21 protein-coding genes are annotated in these 23,363 nt (G+C 45.5%); 5 read left to right on the top strand and 16 right to left on the bottom strand.

Annotated features, from left to right (window positions below):
- Window positions 1-22 precede the first annotated feature (22 nt).
- The 7 genes from rlmB to EKM84_RS10250 form a co-directional block, all read right to left on the bottom strand.
- Entirely contained in the window at window positions 23-790 is a 768-nt protein-coding gene (gene rlmB, locus EKM84_RS10280; RefSeq protein WP_125765678.1) for a 23S rRNA (guanosine(2251)-2'-O)-methyltransferase RlmB, read from the bottom strand.
- Window positions 790-1,197, bottom strand: coding sequence for a Mini-ribonuclease 3 (locus EKM84_RS10275; RefSeq protein ID WP_125765677.1), 408 nt, complete (start codon window positions 1,195-1,197; stop codon window positions 790-792). The genes rlmB and EKM84_RS10275 overlap by 1 nt, the downstream gene beginning before the upstream one ends.
- Window positions 1,197-2,609, bottom strand: a complete 1,413-nt coding sequence (cysS, locus tag EKM84_RS10270; protein ID WP_125765676.1) for a cysteine--tRNA ligase — start codon at window positions 2,607-2,609, stop codon at window positions 1,197-1,199. The genes EKM84_RS10275 and cysS overlap by 1 nt, the downstream gene beginning before the upstream one ends.
- Window positions 2,610-2,852: 243 nt before the next feature.
- Entirely contained in the window at window positions 2,853-4,343 is a 1,491-nt protein-coding gene (gene gltX, locus EKM84_RS10265; RefSeq protein WP_125765675.1) for a glutamate--tRNA ligase, read from the bottom strand.
- Between the two features lie 152 nt (window positions 4,344-4,495).
- On the bottom strand, window positions 4,496-5,674 hold the full coding sequence (locus EKM84_RS10260; protein ID WP_125765674.1) for a PIN/TRAM domain-containing protein: 1,179 nt from the start codon (window positions 5,672-5,674) through the stop codon (window positions 4,496-4,498).
- A 33-nt stretch (window positions 5,675-5,707) separates the two neighbouring features.
- Window positions 5,708-7,090 carry a DNA repair protein RadA gene (gene radA / locus EKM84_RS10255; protein WP_125765673.1) on the bottom strand — a complete coding sequence of 461 codons (1,383 nt, stop codon included), beginning with the start codon at window positions 7,088-7,090 and terminating at the stop codon, window positions 5,708-5,710.
- Window positions 7,091-7,182: 92 nt separating this feature from the next.
- Window positions 7,183-7,722 (bottom strand): dCTP deaminase/dUTPase family protein, encoded by a 540-nt coding sequence (locus tag EKM84_RS10250; RefSeq protein WP_125765672.1) that lies wholly within the window; start codon window positions 7,720-7,722, stop codon window positions 7,183-7,185.
- Window positions 7,723-8,482: 760 nt separating this feature from the next.
- Here EKM84_RS10250 and EKM84_RS10245 point away from each other — a divergent pair.
- From EKM84_RS10245 to EKM84_RS10230, 4 genes are all read left to right on the top strand, one after another.
- Entirely contained in the window at window positions 8,483-8,827 is a 345-nt protein-coding gene (locus tag EKM84_RS10245) for an N-acetyltransferase (protein WP_125765671.1), read from the top strand.
- A 5-nt stretch (window positions 8,828-8,832) separates the two neighbouring features.
- Entirely contained in the window at window positions 8,833-9,519 is a 687-nt protein-coding gene (gene rpiA / locus EKM84_RS10240; protein ID WP_125765670.1) for a ribose-5-phosphate isomerase RpiA, read from the top strand.
- Between the two features lie 202 nt (window positions 9,520-9,721).
- Entirely contained in the window at window positions 9,722-10,528 is an 807-nt protein-coding gene (locus tag EKM84_RS10235; protein ID WP_125765669.1) for an aldo/keto reductase, read from the top strand.
- A gap of 315 nt (window positions 10,529-10,843) precedes the next feature.
- Window positions 10,844-12,178: a C1 family peptidase gene (locus tag EKM84_RS10230; RefSeq protein WP_125765668.1), complete on the top strand. Its 1,335-nt coding sequence runs from the start codon at window positions 10,844-10,846 to the stop codon at window positions 12,176-12,178.
- Between the two features lie 156 nt (window positions 12,179-12,334).
- On the opposite strand, the gene EKM84_RS10225 is transcribed toward EKM84_RS10230, so the two are convergent.
- The 5 genes from EKM84_RS10225 to EKM84_RS10205 all read right to left on the bottom strand — a co-directional run bounded on the left by EKM84_RS10225 (window position 12,335) and on the right by EKM84_RS10205 (window position 17,584).
- The gene (locus EKM84_RS10225; protein ID WP_125765667.1) at window positions 12,335-13,066 is read right to left on the bottom strand and encodes an L-ribulose-5-phosphate 4-epimerase; all 732 of its coding nucleotides are present in this window, start codon (window positions 13,064-13,066) and stop codon (window positions 12,335-12,337) included.
- Between the two features lie 12 nt (window positions 13,067-13,078).
- Window positions 13,079-13,963, bottom strand: a complete 885-nt coding sequence (locus EKM84_RS10220) for an L-ribulose-5-phosphate 3-epimerase (protein WP_125765666.1) — start codon at window positions 13,961-13,963, stop codon at window positions 13,079-13,081.
- On the bottom strand, window positions 13,960-15,492 hold the full coding sequence (locus tag EKM84_RS10215; RefSeq protein ID WP_125765665.1) for an FGGY-family carbohydrate kinase: 1,533 nt from the start codon (window positions 15,490-15,492) through the stop codon (window positions 13,960-13,962). Before EKM84_RS10215 ends, EKM84_RS10220 begins: the two co-directional genes overlap by 4 nt.
- 14 nt (window positions 15,493-15,506) lie before the next feature.
- On the bottom strand, window positions 15,507-16,514 hold the full coding sequence (locus EKM84_RS10210) for a hypothetical protein (RefSeq protein WP_125765664.1): 1,008 nt from the start codon (window positions 16,512-16,514) through the stop codon (window positions 15,507-15,509).
- A gap of 113 nt (window positions 16,515-16,627) precedes the next feature.
- Entirely contained in the window at window positions 16,628-17,584 is a 957-nt protein-coding gene (locus EKM84_RS10205) for an NAD(P)-dependent oxidoreductase (protein ID WP_125765663.1), read from the bottom strand.
- A 449-nt stretch (window positions 17,585-18,033) separates the two neighbouring features.
- Between EKM84_RS10205 and EKM84_RS10200 the strand changes: the two genes are divergently transcribed.
- Window positions 18,034-19,041: a LacI family DNA-binding transcriptional regulator gene (locus tag EKM84_RS10200; protein ID WP_125765662.1), complete on the top strand. Its 1,008-nt coding sequence runs from the start codon at window positions 18,034-18,036 to the stop codon at window positions 19,039-19,041.
- 90 nt (window positions 19,042-19,131) lie between these two features.
- Here EKM84_RS10200 and EKM84_RS10195 read toward each other — a convergent pair whose 3' ends face one another.
- The 4 genes from EKM84_RS10195 to EKM84_RS10180 form a co-directional block, all read right to left on the bottom strand.
- Window positions 19,132-20,103, bottom strand: a complete 972-nt coding sequence (locus EKM84_RS10195; protein WP_125765661.1) for an amidohydrolase family protein — start codon at window positions 20,101-20,103, stop codon at window positions 19,132-19,134.
- A gap of 27 nt (window positions 20,104-20,130) precedes the next feature.
- A complete protein-coding gene (locus EKM84_RS10190; protein WP_125765660.1) occupies window positions 20,131-21,591 on the bottom strand; it encodes a PTS galactitol transporter subunit IIC in 1,461 nt (486 codons plus the stop codon).
- 32 nt (window positions 21,592-21,623) lie between these two features.
- A complete protein-coding gene (locus tag EKM84_RS10185; protein WP_125765659.1) occupies window positions 21,624-22,349 on the bottom strand; it encodes a sugar phosphate isomerase/epimerase family protein in 726 nt (241 codons plus the stop codon).
- A 670-nt stretch (window positions 22,350-23,019) separates the two neighbouring features.
- Window positions 23,020-23,343, bottom strand: coding sequence for a hypothetical protein (locus EKM84_RS10180; RefSeq protein ID WP_125765658.1), 324 nt, complete (start codon window positions 23,341-23,343; stop codon window positions 23,020-23,022).
- Between the last annotated feature and the right edge of the window lie 20 nt (window positions 23,344-23,363).

Genomic DNA, 23,363 nt, shown 5'->3' with positions numbered 1-23,363 from the left:
ACCCCTCGCTCGTAACCGTTCCTTAGTGTTGAACCGGGTGCCGGGAACTGAAGCCTTGATACATCAACAGTCCCGCCGCGACACTCGCGTTCAAGCTCTGCACTTCGCCGACCATGGGGATCGTTAACATCTGGTCAACGGTTTCCTTTAAGAGACGAGAAATGCCCTTGCCTTCGTTACCGATAATCAGGGCACTGGCGCCCTTGGCGTTCCAATCCCGATAGTCGGTTCCGGCCATGTCAGTCCCAAAGACCCAGACGCCACGGTCCTTCAGGTCATGCACGGTGTTGACCAGGTTGGTTACCCGGGCAACGGGCACACGTTCGATGGCGCCGGTCGAGGTCTTGGCCACGACTGACGTCAGTCCAACGGCCCGGCGCTTAGGGATAATCACCCCGTGGACACCACTGGCATCGGCCGTCCGTAAGATGGACCCCAAGTTATGGGGATCTTCCACACCGTCTAGAATCAAGAAGAAGGGTTCTTCGCCGGCCTTTTCAGCGTTAGCGAAGAGGTCATCGATTGTGGCGTATTCAAATGCTGCCACGCCCAGAACGACCCCCTGGTGATTTTGGTGATCGGTCAAGAGATCTAACTTTTGCTTAGGCACTTCGGAAATCACTAAATGTCGCTTCTTAGCCAATTGGCGAATCTCGTCAATGGCCTCAGCCTTTAAGCCACTTTGGAGAAAGACCTTGTTAATCGTTTGTTGACTCCGTAATGCGGCGACGGCTGGGTGCCGGCCAATCACGAAATCGCTACTGGTTTCGGTATTTGCTTGTTCTGTCATTATTCAGTCCGCCCCGCTTCTACTTGTTCAATGCACCATTGGCCGAGTTCATCCACGCGATCTTGCCGCCCACTCAGGGCCAAGTAGCCCATTAAGGCCTCAAACCCGGTTGAGATTCGGTAGGTCACGACGTCCGTGTTCTTGGCGTGGGTATAGCTCTTGGCATTACGCCCGCGTTTGAACATGGTCCACTCGTCCTCACTTAAAATGCCGTCTTGTTCCATCAGGCTGATCAAGGCTGCTTGGGCCTTGGCCGACACGTAATGGGTGGCTTTCTTCTGTAAATGATTGGGTTTGGCTAAGCCTTCCGCAATCAGGTGCCGCCGGATGATGACTTCATAGGAAGCATCACCCATGTAGGCCAGGGCCACCCCATTCAGTTGTTGATAATCCACTGTCGCTGTCATTAATTTTCCTTTCGCCAACGCGTCCCTTGGGGCGTGTCTTCCAAAATAATCCCTTGGTTCTTCAATTGTTCTCTGATTTCATCGCTACGTTCAAAGTTCCGGGCCTTTCGGGCAGCCAAGCGTTCGTCAATCAAGGCTTGAATTCCGTCGTCACCCAGGCTCGTGGCCTCGGCCAACTTCACGCCAAAGACACTGAGCAGGTCGACTAACGTCTTACGCATAAACTCCAGCGTCCCGGCAAAAACCACGGGCCGTTCCGCGTAGACATTCCCCAAACGGGACAGCTCAAAGACTTCGGCGACCCCATTTTGCACGTTAAAATCATCATCCATGGCATCAATGTAGTCCGCAATAATTTGTCGGGTTTCCTGTTCAACCTTAGGATCATTACCGTCTTCGGCATCCTTCAGGCGGTAGCCCATGTTGTTGTACGCCGTCTGGAGCCGTTCCAGGTTGCGTTCCGCCGTGTCCAGGTTCTGTTGCGTATACTGGATGGGCCGACGATACTGGGTCGTTGCCATGAAGAAGCGCAACGTCTGCGGATCCACGGTCTTCAAGATGTCGTGCACCGTGACGAAATTTCCGAGTGACTTGCTCATCTTTTCGTCATCATCGCCCACCGTGACGAAACCATTGTGCAGCCAGTAATGGACAAATGGCTTACCAGTCTTGGCTTCACTCTGGGCAATTTCATTTTGATGATGGGGGAAGATCAGGTCTTCGCCACCACCATGAATGTCAAAGGTATCGCCCAGGTAATGGGTCGACATGACCGAGCACTCGATGTGCCAGCCCGGCCGACCAGCGCCCCAAGGAGATGGCCAGGAAATTTCACCCGGCTTGGCGCCCTTCCACAGAGCAAAGTCGACGGGATCTTCCTTACGGGCGGTCTCCTCATCATTGGTATGCTGGGAAGCCCCCTCTTCAAGGTCGTCGAGGTTCAGGTGAGCCAGTTCGCCGTAGTGGGCAAACTTATGCGCGCGATAATAGACGTCCCCATCAACCGGATAGGCGTAACCCTTATCGATCAAGTCCTGAACAAACGCCACGATTTCAGTGATGTGGTCGGTCGCCCGGGGATTAACCGTGGCGGGTTCCACGTTCAAGGCCGCCGTGTCTTCCTTAAAGGCCGCAATGAACTTGTCCCCCAATTCGGGCACGGTGATGCCTTCCTTGTGGGCTTCATTAATCATTTTATCATCGACATCCGTGAAGTTAGACACGTAGGTCACTTGATAGCCCCGATACTCAAAGTACCGTCGAATCGTATCAAAGGCAATGGCACTCCGCGCATTCCCAATATGAATGTAATTGTAAACGGTCGGGCCACACACGTACATGTTGACCACTCCCGGGGTAATTGGTTCGAATGTTTCTTTCTGGCGAGTCATGGTATTAAAAACTTTGAGCATGCCGAAGCTCCTTTCACGTCATTAGTTGAATTATAGTTTGAATTAGCCCTGCTGGCGGCCGTTTCTGTGTACCCGCGCTTAGACTGACATCCAAGCGACTACTTTGCCACACTGACGAAACCTTTTAACTCAGGCAAACCATGCAGGACCAAATGAGTTAGCTCCATTGTAGCATATTCACCCGATAACAAAGAAGCCGAATGAAGCGCCAATTGGCCCTCACTCGGCTTCTTTACCAAATCATTAGCCTTCTAATTGTGCTAAGGTCTGGTGAATGTGTTTTAAGGCGGTCTCCCGTCCAACTAATTCGATGGATTCTGGTAATTCTGGCCCGTGCATTTCGTGGGTCACGGCAATTCGGATTGGCATCCAAAGTTGACGGCCCTTGATGCCGGTCTTGGCTTGAACGGCCTTGATCACGTGGAAAATTTCTACGGAATCAAAGAGGTCGAGCTTTTCAATTTGGGCAGCGAATTCCTTCAAAACGACCGGGGCCGTTTCGTTGTTAATTTCGTCAAAGGCTTCACCACTGACTTGTTCGGGTTCTTCAAAGAAGACCGAAGCCATGTCATTGATTTGGGCCATGTAACTCATTTGCCGCTTGTACAAATTGATTAATTGACGCGCCCATTCCAACTTCATGTTGTCTGGGTTAGCAGGAATGTTGCCGGCCTTGATCAATTGCTTCAAAGCCAGGTCCATGATGGTGCTGTCGTCAGCATCCTTCACGTAACGGTTGTTCAACCATTCCAGCTTGTCACTATCAAAGGTGGCTGGTGAAGAGCTCAAACGCGTTTCATCATACATCTTGATAAATTGCTTCCGGTTAAAGATTTCATCTTCACCGACTGGGGACCAGCCCAACAACAGAATGAAGTTGAACATAGCTTCTGGTAAGTAACCCAGGTCACGGTATTGTTCGATGAATTGTAAGACGGATTCGTCACGCTTGGACAGCTTCTTACCGGTGTCCTTGCTGATGATCAGGCTCATGTGCCCAAACTTTGGGGCTTCCCAACCGAATGCTTGGTAGATCATCAATTGCTTTGGCGTGTTGGCAACGTGGTCATCGCCCCGGAAGACGTGGCTGATGGCCATCTTGTGGTCGTCAACGACAACGGCAAAGTTGTAGGTTGGCATCCCATCGCGCTTGGCGATAACAAAGTCCCCACCAATGGTGTCGGAGTTAAAGGCCACGTGACCCTTAACCATGTCGTCCCATTCAAAGACTTCATCCTTAGGGACGCGGAAACGAATAACAGGCTTCAAGCCCTTAGCCTTAGCGGCGTCAATGGCAGCTTGCTTTTCTTCTTCGTTCATCCCAGCATATTCGTATTCGTAATGAGGCATTTCCTTACGCGCCTTTTGGGCTTCACGGTCGGCAGTTAATTCATCTTCCGTCCGGTATGATTCGTAAGCCTTGCCTTCGTCCAACAGTTGTTGGATAAGTGGCGTGTAAATGTCGCGGCGTTCAGACTGACGGTAAGGACCGTAGTCGCCACCGACGTCAGGACCTTCGTCCCAATCCAAACCGAGCCACTTCAAGTTTTCTAATTGGCTCCGTTCACCGTCAGCGATGTTCCGTTTCGTATCCGTATCCTCGATCCGAATGATGAACTTACCCTTGTTGTGACGGGCAAATAAATAGTTGAAAATGGCCGTCCGGGCATTACCAATATGCAAATGACCGGTTGGGCTCGGAGCGTACCGAACCCGAATTGAATTTTTCGCCAAAACGTTTGCGCCTCTTTCTAAATTTTATTACGTTAATTTGGTGAAGCCTCGTCATAATTTTATGACGCAATGCTTTAATTCTACAATGCCGCCGCGGAAAAATAAAGGTGTGCGCCTCAATCCTTTCCAGAAATGTGAAATTGTCTAGTCCATTACCGGGAACGTTTACCGTTTTTGGACTCGCTAGACCCTTTCTTACCGGCATCGGCTTGTTCTTCAATGTTCTTGCTGGAATGTAGTGGCTTGGCAAAGATCATCCGCCCAGCATCCGTTTGAATGGCACTGGTGACCACAACATCCAGTTGTTTGTTGATAAAGTACCGCCCGTCTTCGACCACGACCATGGTGCCGTCGTCAAGGTAAGCGACCCCCTGTTGGCGTTCCGTCCCGTTCTTCACGACCATCACGTGGAGGTTTTCTCCAGGAATGACTCGTGGTTTCAGGGCGTTAGCTAAGGAGTTAATGTTCAAGACCTGAACGTTTTGGAACTGGATGACCTTGTTCAAGTTGTAATCATTAGTGACGATGACCCCGCCGTTTTGCTTGGCCAACGCAATCAACTTGCTATCTACCTCCGGAATGTCTTCGAAGTCACCCTCGTACATTTCAATTGGCATGATATGTTCATTTTGCAACTTGTTCAAGATGTCTAGTCCGCGCCGCCCACGAACTCGTTTGATAGAATCGCTAGAATCCGCGATGTACTGGAGTTCGTAGAGCACGAAGTTCGGCACCAATAACGTGCCTTCCAGGAAGCCCGTCTTAGCCAAATCATAGATCCGCCCATCGATTAAGATGTTGGTATCCAAGATTTTGTAGTGATGGAAATTAGGCTCCGTTTCCTTGTCCAAGACCTTCTTGTCAGCCTCTTCCTCAGCCTTTTTCCCACGGGATTGGAACAGCTTCCGCCACTCCTCCAGCCGAATCTTGCTGAGCCGCGCCCCGATACGGAACCCGAAGTAACCGAACAGCAACATCAGAATCCACGGAATCACCGTGCCAATGAAGAATGACGGCACGTGGAACAGAAACTGAGAAATCAGCAAAGCCAGTGCCAGGCCCACAATGGTCAGCAGGCTACCGAAGATAATGGTCATCGGGTTTTGCTTATTCAGGTACGTTTCAATGCGGTTGATCAGTCGGAGAATCACGCCCGCGAAGAGGACTCCAAGAATAAGGAAAATAATGGCACCAAGCAAAATATTCACGATAACGTTGTTCAGTAACCGACTGGTCACCCCCATCAGTAGCCAGAGCCGGGAGAAGTAAGCGGCTCCCATGACCCCACCTAAGATGGCGAAAATAATTAACACAACCGTTTTTTTACGCATATTTGTTCACCTCCCTTCAAAGGTCCCTGTGGCTTACACGCCGAGGGCTAATTTTAACGCTTGCCGCAAGGTGGAGACCCCCACCACATCAATGCCTTTGGGGGCCGTCCAACCTTGGAGGTTATTCTTAGGAACAAAAATCCGTTTGAAACCGAGCTTCTTGGCTTCGGCCACCCGGGATTCGATCCGGTTGACCCGGCGAATTTCACCGGTCAAGCCAACTTCACCCACGAAACAGTCCGTTGGTGCCGTGGCCGTATCGCGATAGCTGGAGGCAATCGACAAGGCAATGGCCAAGTCAATCGCTGGCTCATCCAGCTTAACGCCACCAGCCGCCTTCAGGAAGGCATCCTGGTTCTGGAGCATCAGGTTGGCCCGCTTTTCCAAAACCGCCATCAACAGGGCCACGCGGTTACGATCCAAACCACTGGAGGTCCGCTGGGCATTTCCGAAGACGGACGGTGAAATCAAGGCCTGAACTTCGACCAGAATTGGCCGCGTCCCTTCCATTGAAACCACGATAGCGGAACCCGTCGCGTCCTTGAGTCGTTCCTCCAGGAATATTTCCGACGGATTGGCGACCTCGTACAGGCCACCCTCGCGCATTTCAAAGATTCCCAGTTCGTTGGTCGAGCCAAACCGGTTCTTGACCGCCCGGAGAATCCGGTAGGTGTGGTGCAGGTCCCCTTCAAAGTAGAGGACGGTATCCACCATGTGTTCCAAAATCTTAGGGCCGGCAATCGCGCCACCCTTGGTCACATGACCTACTACAAAAATCGTAATGTTATTGGTCTTCGCAATCTGCATCAGTTCGCCCGTGACGGCCCGAATCTGTGAAACGGACCCGATGGCGGACTCAATGCCCGGTGCCTGCATGGTTTGAACGGAGTCAATCACCACGTAATCCGGCTGCATCTGCTCGATGTTGGCTCGGATGCTGGCCATATCCGTCTCGGGATAGAGGTAGAGGTTATCGCTGTTGACGACTAACCGGTCGGCCCGCATCTTGATCTGTGAGGCACTTTCTTCACCGGAAACGTACAGCACCTTGCCACCGGTCTCACTCAACTGACCAGAGACCTGGAGCAGCAGCGTGGATTTCCCGATACCGGGGTCCCCACCAATTAAGATGAGAGAACCGGCTACGATACCGCCACCCAAGACCCGGTTGAGTTCTTCCATCTTGGTCTTGGTTCGCGTCTCACTGGAATGCTTGATATCCTTCATTAATTGGGGATGAGATTGTTCGCTGCCTACCGCAGTCCGCGTTGACTGAGGCTTAGCCTTTGCGGCCGTAGGTGTGACCACTTCCTCCACCATGGTATTCCACTCACCACAGTTCGGGCAACGCCCGAGATAACGCGGTGAACTATAATCACAATTTTGACATACGTAAGTCGTTCTTGGTTTAGCCACGGAGATCCCCCTTTTTCTTAGTCTGAATACCCTTATTTTAGCATATCTAGCGGGCAATCCCCCACTAGTCTATCAACGTCAATTGTAAAGTTTTAGTTACGGTCAGACGACCCGAATCCACCGGTCCGCTGTTGTTGCGGCGCCTGCTCATCATCAGCCAATAAATACGGCATGAACAGGCCCTGCGCAATACGTTGCCCCTTCTTAATGACCTGGTCCTCTAATCCAACATTGATTAACTGGACGAAAATTTCGCCCTCGTTCTTTTCATTATTGTAGTAATCCGCGTCAATCACCCCGATACCATTGGGTAAAATCAGGTTGTGTTTCAACGGACTGCTGGACCGGTTGGCCAGAATCAAGACCTCGCCCGGTTGCATGTAGGCCTTGACCCCCGTTGGTACCAGCCATGGCTTCAGGTCGCTTTGACCGGCCAGTAATTCCTCGGTCGTCAGCTCGTTCTGGTGCCGAAGTCGCTTGAAGGCGTGGAGTAGGTCATGCCGCCAAATAGATGGCAGGGTAAAGTCTGCCGCACACTCAAAATCGTAGCCGGCCGCCTGTTGGGTGGTCCGGTACGGCAGCTTTAGTCCTTGGTTGGCGTACTTACTGACAATTTCAAATCCTCGTTGCATGTCAAAACACTCCCTTGATAGTCTTTTGTCTTTGTTTGTCCTTGGTGTCGCCTCCGGGCTGGTGAAAATGGACCTAGTCGCGTCCGTTCCCGGCGGTGAGCTCAAGCTGCCCTGCTGTGGGGTCGGTTCCAGCCTGAGAAACGGGCTTCCACCTCAACTTTGCGCCTGAGGAACGGTCGCAAAGGTTGCCCCGTGGACTAGGCTGGCAAAGAACGCCAGCCAAGACCACCGACACAGCTGGTCACCTTGGCTCACCTCTGGTCACTACCACGACTGGTCCAGTTTCCCAGCCCTGCGGCTTACATTGGCTTAGCCCGTAATCGACTAAGCCATCCGTCACCGTCTCTCGCATATTAATCCAGTCAATCAACGTGATAGCAGGCCAATCAGCAGAGGACCTCATCATTATCTTTTTGTCGCTGGGTTCAACAGCTTTTACACAGACGTTAACCCTCTAATTTTCGATTGGCCTAGTTACCGTGAGTTAGTAATTTTACCATTTACACCAGCATTCGCAACGATTATATCCGAACTGGTCGGTTGAATTGGTCGAGCTTCTTTTGTAGCTATTGGTTTAAACAGTGTGAGCCTCCCAATTCGGTCGGCCCGGCAATGCCTACTTTAGTGTAAGCAACCTCCCCCGTGATTACCAGCAAAAGTCTGCCCAGCGTCAAACTTTTTTGCCGGGGAAAAGGAGTTGACAATGACCGGCCGATAGACCAGAATTAGAGGCGAGACTGGTCATGAAAGGAGTTTACCCATGACGATTACGGAACACCCCGGGCAATTGCAGATTACCCAAGACGAGCAGCTGCTGGCAAGCCTACACTACCTGTGTTTGAGCGACACCAGCTGGGTGCTTGAACAAATCTTTGTCCGCCCTTCACAGTCCGCCACGACGCTAGCTGACCAACTGATAAATCGTTTTACCCAACTGGCAACGACCGCGAACGTGACGGTTAAACTGCTTGATCCGTACGCCAAACGGTACTTCAGCCAGCACCCCGAGGAACAGGCCATTTTGGCAGCTAATCAGCTACCCGTGACCGGTGACGCGGCGGTCAAGCCAGTTGCTTTACATCTAGAACACACAGAAGAGGAGTAGTTAAGATGGATCAAAACGCATTAAAAGCCCTTGTTGGCCAAGAAGCCGTTAAGTACGTTAAGGACGGCATGATTTTAGGTATCGGGACCGGTTCGACCGTCCGTTACATGATTGACGCCCTCGGCGAACGAGTGAAGAACGAAGGCCTCAGTATCGTTGGTGTGGCCACGTCCGACCGTTCCGCCAAGCAAGCCGAATCCCTCGGCATCACCATCAAGCAATTAGATGAAGTCGACCACCTCGACCTCACCATTGACGGTGCCGACGAAATTGACGACAACTTCCAAGGTATCAAGGGTGGCGGTGCCGCTCACCTGTGGGAAAAGATCGTTGCCATCAACTCCACCAAGAACATGTGGATCGTGGATGAGAGCAAAATGGTTCACCACCTGGGCAAGTTCCCATTGCCACTGGAAGTCATCCCCTTCGGTTCCAGCCACGTCTTGGAAAAATTAGACAAGATGGGCTTCAACCCTAGTTTCCGGATGCAAGAAGACGGCAGCCACGTCTTAACCGACTCCAAAAACTACATCATCGACCTGCACCTGGGTCGCATCGACCATCCTCACGAATTAGCCAACACGTTAAACGGCATCGTGGGTATCGTGGAACATGGTTTATTCCTGGACACGGTCAACACGGTCATCGTTGGTCGTCAAGACGGCCCAGAAGTCTTGAACGCTCGCGACTAATTTTTCAAGAGTGGGACATAGGGCGGTTAGCTGGTTCCACCATCTAAAATTGCAATAACAAACGCGTCTGAGAGAAATCCCAGGCGCGTTTTTCGTACAGCCATCAATATATGACTGTCGTTAAGGCCTCACCCATGAAACTAATAGCTCGGTAGTGTATCATTAAGGCATGCGTTAAATATTTGTAGAGCGAGGTAAAGACATGGAAACGACAAAGTTAAGCAACGGCGTGACCATCCCAATGTTAGGATTCGGGACCTATTTAATTGATAGCAAGGACGTCCCCGCATCAATCAAGACAGCTTTAGACGCTGGCTACCGGCACCTCGATTGTGCCCACATTTACGGCAATGAACCAGCCGTTGGCGCGGCTATCAAGGCTTCCGGCGTTGACCGGTCTGACCTGTTTATCACCTCTAAGGTCTGGAACGCCGATCAAGGTTACGACAAGACCCTGGCCGCCTTTGACAAGACGTTAGCCGACTTACAGCTAGACTACCTGGATCTCTATCTGATCCACTGGCCTAATGAGAAAAACTTCGACCTGACCTTGGACACGTGGCGCGCCCTAGAAACCCTGTACCAACAAAAGAAGGTCCGGGCCATCGGGGTGTCCAACTTCTCCAAGGACCAACTCGAACAGGTCTTTGCCATGGCTAAGGTTAAGCCAATGGTCAACCAAATCGAACGCCATCCCTACAAGGTGCAAGCCGACCTGGGCAAGTTCGATACGGACAACGGCATCATCAATGAAGGCTACTCCCCAATTGGTCACGGTCATTTGATTCTCGAAGACCCCGTCATTTCGAAGTTGGCCGACAAATACGGCAAGTCCCCTGCTCAAATCGTTTTGCGGTGGCAAATCGACACGGGCTTCGTGGTCTTTCCGAAGTCGTCCAAGCCAGCCCGGGTGCGCGAAAACTTTGAAATTTCTGGTTTTCACTTAACGGATGCAGAAATTGCCGAAATTAATGGGTTGGATCAAGACAAGCATTTGAATTACGACTAAATACCTAAAAGTTGAAAGGGATACCCTTCCTCAAGTTCTACGAGGAAAGGCAATCCCTTTTTCATTATTTACTTTCGACGTCTCAGCAACAACCACACCAACCCAACAACCGTCGCCCCAACAGCGCCTAAAACCACCATGTAAAAAATACTATCCGCAATAGCCAAATCACCACGCCCCTTTTCACTTCGTTTAGTCCTAGTATCCACAAACCCGCCTCGCCTGTCACCATATTTTTCAGCAACTTGCCCAATTCTATACAAAAAATGAGAAGATTGGAGTACAATGAGAGAATAAGATAGGAGAGTGACGTCATTGAGTAAAGAAATTACGGCGGATCAAACCGCCCGTTATCAACAAGCTTTAGCTACTGACCCAACCGCAAAGGTTTTAGAACGCGCCGTCAGTCATCAAGGTATCTTAGCAACGTCTGCCGATTACGCTTCCGAAACCGACATGACTCCCGTGTTCTCCATTGACTTGGACACCGGGAAAGTTGCTAACCAAAAGCAAAGTGGCCGCTGCTGGATGTTTGCCGCATTGAACACCATGCGTCATCACTTAGCCGACCTGTTTAACTTAAGTGACTTTGAATTATCCCAAAACTACACCAATTTCTGGGACAAATTTGAAAAAGCTAACTACTTCTACGAAAACGTCTTGGCCACCGCTGACCAACCTACGTCTAGTCGGAAGGTTGCCTTCTTAATGGCGACCCCCCAACAAGACGGTGGGCAATGGGACATGCTGTGTGCTATCATTCAAAAATACGGGATTGTGCCCAAGTCTGTGATGCCTGAAACCTACAACAGTTCCAAGTCTAACGAACTCAACAGCACCTTGAACCTGAAGCTGCGTAAGGATGCCGTGATTTTACGTAAGCTGGTTGCTGACAAGGCTAGCACCGACGACATCGCCGCTGCCAAAGACAAGATGCTCGGCGAAGTTTACCGCTTACTGAGTTTCTCCCTCGGCGAACCCGTCAGCAAGTTTGACTTCGAATACCGCGACGATGACAAGCAATACCACATCGACAAGGACTTAACGCCAAAGTCATTCTTCGACAAGTACATCAACTGGGACTTGACCGATTACGTGTCCATCATCAACGCGCCAACCGCTGACAAGCCATACAACCACACTTACACCGTTGAAATGCTGGGTAACGTGGTCAACGGCCGTCAAGTGAAGCATTTGAACGTTACAATGAAGGACTTCAAACAATTAGCCATCAAGCAATTGCAGGCTGGCCAATCTGTTTGGTTCGGTTGTGATGTTGGTCAATCTTCCGAACGTCAAAAGGGAATCATGGACACCAAGTACTACGACAAGGATGCCCTCTTCAGCATCGACTTCTCCACGACCAAGGCAGAACGCCTGGACTACGGGGAAAGCATGATGACCCACGCCATGGTCTTGACTGGTGTCGATTTAGTCGACGGCCAACCAACCAAGTGGAAGGTTGAAAACTCCTGGGGTGAAAAGGTCGGCACGAAGGGTTACTTCGTGATGAGCGACGCCTGGATGGACGAATACTGCTACCAAGTTGTGGTCAACAAGCAATTCTTGCCTGACGACTTGAAGCAAATTCAAGAAACTGAAGAACCAACTGTTTTGGCTCCTTGGGATCCAATGGGTGCCTTAGCCTAAGTTGTTGGTCACTAGAAAACGCCTGAGATAAAAATCTCAGACGTTTTTTAGTGCGTACTTTTAGTCAAAAGATTTGACTCTCTGTCAACCAGTGTTAATAGAGGGAATTTTGGGGAGAATATCGTCACTTACTAGATCTGATATAAACTGAAAGCATTAATTTTCTCGTGCAGCATGATCCTTAGAATGCGCATTATTTTGACCATAATAAGCATTCTTTCCGTGCTTACGCAAGTAATGCTTATCTAGCAAGTATTGTGGCAATTCACTATTGGCACGTGTTAATTGCATCGTGTGATAATCTTCTTCTGCGACAACTTCTAACACCTTAGCATTATACACTGCTTTATCAGGAGTTGGTCCCCAAGCAAATGGACCATGCTGGCTAACCAAAGCGGCCGGAACCGCCTCATAATCGATTTCACGTTCGTTGAAAGTTTTAACGATGGTCTTGCCTGTGTTGCCTTCGTAGTCTTCCTTGATTTCTTCTTCTGTTAAGGCGTCTGCAGCCGGAACATCTCCATAAAAAGTATCGGCATGCGTCGTGTTCATGGCTGGTACGTCCATCTTAGCTCCAGCAAATGAAACTGCCCAAGGGGAATGAGTGTGCACAATCCCACCAATCTTTGGAAAATGGTTGTAGAGATACGTATGCGTAGGTGTGTCACTGGATGGATTCAGTTCACCTTCCACAACTTTCCCATCTAAGTTCACGACAACCATATCAGAAGGCTTTAAATCATTGTAATCAACTCCAGAGGGCTTAATGACGAAAAGCCCTTTTTCACGGTCAATTCCTGAAACATTTCCCCAAGTAAAAGTCACTAACCCTAACTTTGGCAAACGCATATTTGCTTCATAAACTTCTTGTTTTAAACTTTCGAGCATAATTTATTCTCCTTATTTTACAACCGATACCGGCTCCTGAGTAATCCCTACTTTTTGAAAAAGTTCATCAAAAAACTGCTTGGCTTTTTTAACTTCTTCTACAGCATCATCAGAAGTCCCAGTCCACATTTCAATCGTATAACTGCCAGAATAATTTAAGCGTTCAAGCAGTCGTAAGCACCCTTCAAAATCAACACAGCCCTCACCAAAAGGAACTTCCTTAAACTTTCCCTTAAACGTCGGCGTAACCGGCAATGTATCTTTTAAGTGCACAGCCGCAACATGTTCAATGTTATTTTCCAAATCCTCAGAAACATCATTTTCTGGCCAAGCAGAAATATTTCCCAAATCTGGATAGCCTTGCAAGAATGGACTCTTAATCATCGTCTTATAGTGAACAATTTTGCTCATCGAATTGATGAATGGATCATCCATGGTTTCAATAGATAGCGTCACAAGCTTTTCGGCAGCCATTCGGACACATTTCGTTAAATTCTCAGCAAAGTATTCTCGTGATTGGACTGTTTTCTTTTCATAATAAACATCATATCCAGCTATCTGAATATTACGTATACCCAAATCAACCGCCAAGTTAATTGCCTTTTGCATCATATCCAACGCTTTAGCCCGAATTTCTGGATTAGCTGAGCCTAACGGAAAGCGACGATGCCCAGACAACATCATGGTGTTAATTCGACTGTTCGTATTCCACATTGCTTTTCTAAACTCAGCGCGTTGCTCTTTACTCCAGTCCAATCGTGCTAACCGCTCATCACTTTCATCAATTGAGAACTCCAAAAAGTTAAAACCCAATTCATGTACTAAGTTAAATTTTTCTTCCCAACTAAGATTCTGTGGCAAAGCCTTTTCGTAAATTCCTAACGCATTTACTGTCATTGCACTACTCCTTCCTGGAAGCTCTTCAAGGGATTCCAATGACCATCTAAGGCAGTCAATAGTGACTCATAAGCCTGATATTTTTGATTATAGATAGCTACCTGTTCTGGTCGAGGTTCATAACGTGTCTTAACCCGTGACATTTTGGCAACTGCTTCCTCTAAGTTAGAATATTGTCCAGTCCCAACAGCAGAGGCTATCGCTCCACCTAAACCACCAAGCTCATTAGCTTCAACCAATTCGATTGGCAAGTTTAAAACGTCAGCAAACATTTGAACCCAACTTGGTGAGTTTGTACCACCACCAGACATACGAATGACTTGTGGTTGGTGCCCTAATACTCGCAGTAAAGATTGAACATGATAACGATGGGCGAATGCAATTCCTTCATATACGGCACGAATCATTTCAGATTTAGTGCTTGCACTACGCAAACCGATAAATGCTCCAGAAGCTTCTGGGTCAGCATTGCTACCATACAAGAACGGAAAATAAATCATCTTTGAGAATGTCGCATCTGTATTTTCAAGAAAGACCTCAAGATTGTCGTAGATTGACTTACCATTAGCTTCCGCATCTCTCTGTTCTGCTGTCATCAGCATTTTGATCATGATAGCTAGATTTCCTGCCGAAGTCGGACTGGATGCTTCAATAAGCTTCTTCCCGGTTGGAAAGATTGAATTCATTAATCCACTCTCTTCAGGGGCCATGTGGTCATTAGGAAAAATATTCATATTCCAAGTTCCCGCAATTAAGCTGAACTTATCATTGTCCAGCACTCCTGTCGCAATCGCACAGGCATCAATATCGAACATACCACCAAATACTGGTGTCCCAGCCTTTAAACCAGTGAGGTCTTCAACATTAGTTGAAACCGTTCCACATTGCTCAGTTGCTTGAACAAGTTTAGGTAATTTGTCGGTCATTTCTGGAATACCAAAGAAATCTAATAATCTGTCGTCATAAGTCTTCGTATTCAGATTTACTAAATTGTTTCCTGAGGCATCTCCAATTTCTTGGAAAACTTCTCCGGTCAACAGGAAACGAATAAAATCTTTATTCGAAAGTACGAAACCTATTTCTGCATAATTCTGCGGTTCGTGGTCTTTTAGCCATCGCAAAATTACCGGTGCCTGACTGGTCATGACATGCTGATGACTAATATCAAAAATCTCGTGGACTCGCTTTTCAAATTTCTCAGCATATTCCTCCGCCCGACTATCAGCTGAAAGAATCCCATCCATAAAAATGTGCCGTTCACGATCTAACGTGTAGAGACCTTTTCCATGGCCTACAGTTGAGATGCCGCTGATCTGGCTACCCGATAAATGGGACTTTTTCAACGCCTTATGAATAGTTTTACCTAAGTCCTGACGTAGTTCTGCCAGATTAACCTCATGGAAACCTGATTGCCGTTCACGATTTTTTGTAGGAAACGCTGCAACTGCAAGCTGCTGCCCTTGATCATTAAAGATGGCAACTTTCGTATTAGTTCCCCCATTATCAATGGTTAAAAAGTTGTTGGACATATTCACCCACGCTCCTATTCCAAATCGATAGCGTACACTGCAACTTGATTGGCTTCTCGATTAGCTGATAACAAATAAGTTCGCCCATTTTTTTCATACACTGTTACATTGCTTGGTCCAACCTGTTGATCAATTAATTGCGCATCCAAATTTTCACTAGAAATGAGTTCCAGATTTTGTTTTCCTGACCGCCAACCAAAGATAAAGTAATCACGCTTTCCTAAGCGACCACCCCAAATTGCATGTCCAAATGGTGTATCAGCTTTGCTCCGGGTAATGGACTTAAAATTATCATCTGAAACACGCAAGTATGGACCATGAAATTCTTCAATCGTCAAATATTCTTGACGTCCATCCTGATTGATGTCAGCGCTAAAAATATCGGAAGTTTCAATGTCTGAAAGCTGTTCTAGCTTCCAGTCAGAAGATTCATTTGGTGGCGTCAACTTAAAGATTCCTTGAACACCAGTGATTAACGAATAACCACTCATTCGTTTATAGCCGTGATTTTTAGTCAGTCTAAAGTTTGGTAATGCCCGTAACTTATCGACACGGCTTTCGCTGTCTTTGTACTCGCCAACCCAAACTTTTCCAGGATCTGTCCAATCGTCAGTGTCCTTTTTAGAATTAGCAATCGAACAGCCTACGAACCAATAGCCTTTACCATCAGATTTAGGCAAGATATCAAATCGGTGAATATACGGGAAATCACCAATAATCGTTTGGTCCCATTCGCTTCCATTAAATGTTTCCTTCACGATTCTGCAAGCAGCAGAATTGAATCCCGGATAAAATCGCTGTGTGGCCAAGAAGTTTAGAGTCCCTGGAATTTGAACCATTGTCATGGTTCCGCCAACGTCCGGCCAGACGGTTACTCGTCGATAGTTATCATTTAAGTCATACGCATAGCAGGGCTTATTCTCTTCCGAAGCAACAACAATAAAGTCATGATCATCATGCTTCAGTCGCATGATTGCATAGCAGTGATCCAATACATCTTTGAAAACTTTTTCAAATTTCAAAATTTCCCTCCTAGTTAACCGGTTAACAAAATCTCTAAAAGTAAACCACTCCCTTCAGAGAAGTGGTTATTGCGACATTATCTTTAAGAAACCATCGCGGTACTTAGAAACCTTTAAGCATTAACGTGATTCAGTACTTTCCCGTCGCGAATAAATGAGATTAAATTCTTTGAAGCCTCTTGTGCAATTGCGGTCCGTGCTTCTAACGTTCCCGTCCCTGCATGGGGAGACATGATGACATTATCTAATGAACGCAACTCAGCAGAAACGTTGGGTTCATTCTCAAATACATCTAGTCCTGCTCCTGCAATTTCACCATTCTTAAGAGCGACAACTAAGTCGGATTCTTTAATTAGGACGCCACGAGCAGCATTAATAATGTAAGCCGTATTCTTCATTTTTGAAAATACACTAGCATTAAAAATACCTTTCGTTGATGGCAAAGCTGGTGCATGTAACGTGATTACGTCGGCCTTTTGAACTAAATCATCAAAGCTAACGTAGTTGACATCCAGCTTTTCTTCAAGACTATGGTCTAATTGATGAACATCATTATAAATAACCTTCATGCCCAGTGCCTGACAGAACTTGCCAACTTCAGAACCAATTCTCCCCATACCATAAATACCTAAGGTTTTCCCTTGCAGACTCATTCCCATATTTTTCTGTTCGGAAACGTCCAGCCATCCCCCGTTACGAACGACCTTATCATAGAAAGATAGGCGCCGAACAGTGGCTAGCAACAATGCAAAAGTCATCTCAGATGTTGGTACTCGAACACCCATTGGACAGTTTGACACCACAATACCTTTCTCCTTTGCGTATGCGATGTCAATGTGATCAAATCCGACTCCATTAGCCGTAATAATCTTTAAGTTCTTACCCGCATCAATTAATTCACGGTCAGCCTTAGTCCCCATCAGCAATAGGCCATCAAACTGATCCAAATTAGATAAAATCCACTCACGGGTTTCTTTCTCTGGCTCGTAGGTAACGTCAAATACGTCTCGTAATTCCGTCAATCCTTCTTCTGGTATGATACCAGTCACTAATACTTTTGCTTTAGCCAATTTTATAATCTCCTTTTTAAAATTCTGACTTGTTATTCTTTTGAAAATGAGAGTTAAGTAATTCGGTTAACAAACTATTATAAAACACCTTTTACTTTTATTTTCAAAATAGCTCATTCGCTGTATATCATTATCTGGCAGCGTTTTCAACTGAATTTAAAAATAAAACGGCACCCAATATTTTCAAGTCACTTAAGCCCTTAAGGTTAACCGCTTAACTACCTTATACACAGATTTTAAGACTATCATTTTATTTTGTCAATAGGTTAGGCTAAAATGGTGTTCAAATAGCTGTTTCTTCTGAAATCACACACCTTTTTCCCAAAGAAAGAACAAAACAACTATCTTTAGTGTTAAGGTATTAACATAAATACTAGGGTATGCATGACCTAATCGTTTGCAAACATGCTAAAATTAAGTTACAAAACTAAGAATTTCGGAGGCCTATTTTGGATAAATTCACCATTAAAGATATTGCAAAGCTAGCTGAAGTCTCCACAGCAACAGTGTCTAATTTTTTGAATGGTAACTATGCAAAAATGTCTAATAACACACGGACAAAGCTAGCTAACATTATCAATAAAACCAATTACCACCCCAGCACAACAGCTAGGAATCTTGCAAAAAACGAAAATAAAACTATTGGTGTCTCGGTTGCTGACATCACAAATCCGTTTACGACACCCGTCATCTCTGGAATTTCCGAACGCTGTGAGAAGTATGGCTACAAGGTTATCTTTACAAACTCCAACAATGATGAACAACGTGAAATTGAGAACATTAATCGTATGCGTGAAGAAGAAGTCGCTGGACTAATTATTGATCCAGTCAATCCAGATAGTAATATCTACAATCAACTCTCCAATGCATATACTGTCATTGTCGACCGACAACCTCGCCGTAACGTCATTGACACTATCGTTACTGATAACCGAGACTCTGTAAAAAATATGGTTGCTCAAATGCAGGCTAATGGCTATGAGGATTTATACTTCATTAGTTGGCCACTCGACAGTTTTAGTACCCGGGTAAATCGTTACGCTGGGTTTAAGCTTGCTACTAACTATCTTGACGATGAACATCTGTTAACCGTTCCTTATAATACCGAGCTGACTAAAAGTAATGGTTTCGATCAGGTTCTGAAAAAGATCATGACTAATCCTCATAAAAAAATCGGCTTTTTTACAATGAACTCCCGAGTTCTCCTGCAGTTGCTAAAGTCTGCTCAACGTCTAAACTACACCTATCCAACTGATTTTGGAGTTGCCACATACGAAGAGTTTGAGTGGATGCAGTTATTAAACCCTGGTATTAGTTGTATTCGCCAAGATTCTTTTACTATTGGGTGCTCTGCAATGAACTTACTAAAGGATAAATTGGAAACTACTTTTACTAACGAACCTGCTCCACAAGTTAAAGTAGTTCCAACGGACATGATTATCCGTGAAAGCTTTTAACCTCACTAAAAAAGCCTGGAAGAGCTGTAATCTTAAGTAGATTACAGCTCTTCCAGGCTTTTTGATTACCTATTCAGAGTGGATTTTATACTATTTGAGTACAGGATCTTCTGCGTCCTTCATTGCTTGGACAGCAGCCTTATTAAAGTACACTTTTTCTGCGTTATTATACATGACATCTTCCAGTTCCTTTTTATTGAAGATATCAGTTGCTTCAAGCCAAGTAGATAAATTCTTGTATGAATTGAAGGTTGAAGACCATGGTGAATCCGTCCCCCAGATAATATGTCCGGCGCCTAAAATGTCTTTAGCAATTTTGACATCTTTTTGGCAACGAGGGAATGGGAATTCAGTTTCTCCATCAATATCCTGAATAGCTGAAATATCGGTATAGATGTTATCAATACCAGCCCATTGGTTTAATTCAGCCTTTAAGCGATCTGGATGATCTGCATTTGGGAATGACAAATGGCAAACGACAAAGTTAAGTTGTGGGTATGTCTTTGCCAAGTTAGCAATTGCCTCTGGTTGATGACTAAATTGCGTATAGTCACCATAGTCAACAGCAACGGAGAAGCCAGGGTAATCACTCAGAAAATGGAAAATACGACCAATTCGTGGATCGGTATCTAATCTAAATGGCGTAGTGAAGTGGTAACCATGCATCCCACCACCCTGACTGATTTCAAACTTGATGCTTCTGAAACCTAAGTCTTCTACATGACGCTTAACAATCTTCATATAAAATTCTGAGAACGGATCAACGGAGAAGGCTGCAACAAACCGATCTGGGTATTTCTTAGCAACTTGGTATGAGTAGTAATTTTGGTAACCATTTAAGCTCCCTTGCAGCAAGACAGCCTTGTCAATACCATTTTCTTCCATAACCTTAAGTGCTGATTCAGCAGTGAAATCATCACTACCCCAGCCATCTGGAATCAACTTGATTGCAGTCCCATCATCCCAAATTGTACGACCATCACCTAATGGTGTCATCCGGCCTTTACCATTAAACCCCGCAATAGAACGAACTAAATGCAAATGTCCATCAATTTTTTTCATAATAAAACCCTCCATATATATTTTTAGCTAATCGTTGTCGTACGTAATTTTCTCTTTGCTACCAGTAAACCCAGCGTTCTTTTCTGACATACGTTTTAAGTAAGCCCAAATTTGTTCACGTCGAGTACGAAGTAACACTTCGACAATTAAGTAAGCAATAATTGTTAATCCAATAAAGACCCAATTACCAGAAATCCAAGCAGCAAACACAACAGCGTTCATGGGACGTGCCATTAAGTTAAAACTAGTAATCAAGACAACACCAGCTGGAATTGCGACTCCATAATGTGAAATTGCTCCAGTATAAATTGTACCTAACCAGCTGCTTGCATATAATCCTAAGCTGAACCAGACAATCCCGTTGCAGATAACTTTTAAAATATTTCCACGAGTTACTGCTACAATTGATTCGATCATAAATGGAATTGAAATCAGATCAACGACAGGTAACGTCTTGTTTCCAGGTAAAATAAATGCAATCACAACCATTATTGGAATCAAGATAACGCCAGAAATAATCGTTGCTGGTTCACCATACCCAACACCATCATCGACACCTAAGAACCACCGTTTCTTATCATAACCCTTGTTTTCTTCTTCATCAGGATCATCATTACGATGGCTATTACGGTCAATTTCCTCTGCCAGTGGTGAAAAGGCTTTTGAGAAGACACCAGTTACCAGTGGGAAAATAGTCATGACGGCTGATAATTCAATTGCAAAGGTTAAAATCTGTCCCCAAGCGGCCATTGTGGTTAAGATCTTAAGGTTTCCAAGAATCCCGATGATAAGCCCCAGAATAGCTCCCAAGGTCGTCGGCTCACCAAACACTCCTAACTTATCTTTAAAGTATTCAGGCGTCATCTTAACCTTGTTCAAACCAATTAGATTCCACAACGGGTCTAATAAGATTGCTGGAACAGCTTGCTCCATGTTATGTAAAGAACTAACCGTAGCATTTTTAACACCATAATAGTCAGACCAACGATCCGCTTGAATTTCAGCTAAAGCTAAAGTGTAAAGTAACATGAAGAACGATAAACCTAACGAGAGCCAGAAGTTTCTAGTTACATAGTAGGCCATCGTTCCCCAAACCATAAATCCGAAATTATTCCATAAATTCGAGGGCATAAATACTTTCGTGACCCCTACAGCAAACAATACTAGTTCTAAAATCAATCCAAAAACAAAGAAACTCAGACCAACCGTTGAACCAAAAGTAGCTAATGATCCCGCTTGCCAACCAATATCAACAATCGGCAACTTAATTCCAGTGTTGTTAACCATTTGCTTAATAACTTTCGTGACAACTGGTGTAAAGGCCGAAATAATCCAACCAAAACCAGTCAACCCCACCCCAGCATAGAAAGCACTCATCATTGCTGTTCGTACTCTGACTTTCAGAAAAAGTGCAACAATGAAAATCATAATTGGCACAACTACGCTCGCACCAAAAGTCTGGAATACTTGGTTTACCATCTCTAACATTTGACTGTCATCCTCTTTTCATTGATCAATTATCAATTCAAGTATTCTTTTTGTATTGCCTGTAGCCCTTGCTGAACCTCATCCTGTGTACCTGCATATTCCAAAGCTACCTCACGAACATCAGGAAAGCTCTTTACAAGTTTTTTCCAATCAATGTCACCTTCAATTAAGGGGGTAACACTAAGATTTTCATCGCTACCACGCTTATTCTTAAGATGGAGATAACGCGTCACACTCGCCAGCTGTGCTGCCGCATCTTCTGGCGTATTACCAGTCCAATACCAATTGGCCGAATCAAAACAAAAACCGATATCAATTTTTAAATTTCGAACTACTTTGAAGAATTTTGCAATATCAATTAGCTTGCTTTCGGATGACGTCTGATTATTTTCAACATTAAGTTCGAAGCCGTCATCCAAATACTCACTCAATTTGCTAACAAGCTCATCGTTAGGTTCAGCAACTTGTCCGAAATTAAGTTTAAGGTGATTGGCCCCTAATTCATGCATCTCTGCAATATACTGTGTCAGTTTCCGGTTAATACCTTGATTGATAAATAACGGATCATTAACACTATAGTAAACATTGAGCTTGTTCTTCTGAGCCTCATCTCGAATTTGATGTAACTCTTCTACATTGCCTGCTAAAAATTCATTCCTGATTTCAACGGCTTGAAACCCCATCCGTGCAACAGCTGGGATTACCTCTAACTGAGAAATACCGGATTGCAATTGCTCAGCAAAGGCAATTGTATTCAAAATAAACTCCGTCTTCGTATTGATGACACACACCTCCACTGTTTGTTAACCGATAAACCTAAATGAAAGATTGCTTAATAAAAATTAAATGCAGTAGTAACAGCTTTCTTAAACTTTTGGTTTTGGAATTGGTTTACCGCTTAACTTGAACTTACAAGACAAAGTGTATTCGCTTACAATCCATTTGTCAATCATTAATATAGCATTTATTTTTTCCTACTATATTATGTTTTTTGAATTTTTTATTTGTTTAAGTAATCACGAGCGTTCACTATTACCATCTGTTAAAAGTGTTTCCATAAAAATTTGCCCTATACGATTCCCTTTTGTGTCAGCATTAAGCCAACTTTCATTCAGATTCTGTACGTGTATTTAGCTTTACCCAGCTTATTAAATTTTAAACAAGTAACTTCAAGTCCAACACCATAATCGTTTTCAAAAAAATCAATACACCGTTCGCTATAAATAGACAGCCACACATTGCATTTGAAGCTAAAAACGTTTACATTAATCAATAAGGTTAATCGTTTAACTTAATCATCTATTCTCACTTACAAAATAAATACATTCCTCCAAAACTTCCCACCATCAACATTTAATGATTTTGTATAATAGCTAACCGGTTAACTTTATTTCAAGTAATCACTAGAAAACGCCTGAGATAAAAATCTCAGACGTTTTTTTGATGCCGTTTGTTTTCCTGCTGATCATGTCGTTGCCTAGCGACCTGCCGCTGATACCCATCCAAAATGAGCATCAGATCAATCAATAAAAACAGCCCACCCAACACTAAATTAAACCGCACATAGGCCATTTGGACCGCCGAAAATGCCAGGATGGGTGTCAGTTGCCACCACATACTGTTGAGCACGGGGTAGCGCCGGTGCCACCGTTTCTGAACCAGTGGGACCACGATGACCGCCAACAAGACCATGCCGGCTAGCGACACGCCGTACACCCCGGATAACTGATGATTGAAGCCAACTTCGAGCATTGCTCCGCCTCCTTTTTCTT

This window comes from Levilactobacillus mulengensis, assembly GCF_003946045.1.
GTDB classification, from domain to species: Bacteria; Bacillota; Bacilli; order Lactobacillales; family Lactobacillaceae; genus Levilactobacillus; species Levilactobacillus mulengensis.
Note: the sequence above shows the minus strand (reverse complement) of the source record. Positions and strands in the feature narration are given on the sequence as shown.

Coding starts and splice junctions, on each gene's coding strand:
- rlmB (WP_125765678.1), bottom strand. CDS start 790: ATGACAGAACAAGCAAATACCGAAACCAGTAGCGATTTCGTGATTGGC.
- EKM84_RS10275 (WP_125765677.1), bottom strand. CDS start 1,197: ATGACAGCGACAGTGGATTATCAACAACTGAATGGGGTGGCCCTGGCC.
- cysS (WP_125765676.1), bottom strand. CDS start 2,609: ATGCTCAAAGTTTTTAATACCATGACTCGCCAGAAAGAAACATTCGAA.
- EKM84_RS10260 (WP_125765674.1), bottom strand. CDS start 5,674: ATGCGTAAAAAAACGGTTGTGTTAATTATTTTCGCCATCTTAGGTGGG.
- EKM84_RS10250 (WP_125765672.1), bottom strand. CDS start 7,722: ATGCAACGAGGATTTGAAATTGTCAGTAAGTACGCCAACCAAGGACTA.
- EKM84_RS10245 (WP_125765671.1), top strand. CDS start 8,483: ATGACGATTACGGAACACCCCGGGCAATTGCAGATTACCCAAGACGAG.
- rpiA (WP_125765670.1), top strand. CDS start 8,833: ATGGATCAAAACGCATTAAAAGCCCTTGTTGGCCAAGAAGCCGTTAAG.
- EKM84_RS10235 (WP_125765669.1), top strand. CDS start 9,722: ATGGAAACGACAAAGTTAAGCAACGGCGTGACCATCCCAATGTTAGGA.
- EKM84_RS10225 (WP_125765667.1), bottom strand. CDS start 13,066: ATGCTCGAAAGTTTAAAACAAGAAGTTTATGAAGCAAATATGCGTTTG.
- EKM84_RS10220 (WP_125765666.1), bottom strand. CDS start 13,963: ATGACAGTAAATGCGTTAGGAATTTACGAAAAGGCTTTGCCACAGAAT.
- EKM84_RS10215 (WP_125765665.1), bottom strand. CDS start 15,492: ATGTCCAACAACTTTTTAACCATTGATAATGGGGGAACTAATACGAAA.
- EKM84_RS10195 (WP_125765661.1), bottom strand. CDS start 20,103: ATGAAAAAAATTGATGGACATTTGCATTTAGTTCGTTCTATTGCGGGG.
- EKM84_RS10190 (WP_125765660.1), bottom strand. CDS start 21,591: ATGTTAGAGATGGTAAACCAAGTATTCCAGACTTTTGGTGCGAGCGTA.
- EKM84_RS10180 (WP_125765658.1), bottom strand. CDS start 23,343: ATGCTCGAAGTTGGCTTCAATCATCAGTTATCCGGGGTGTACGGCGTG.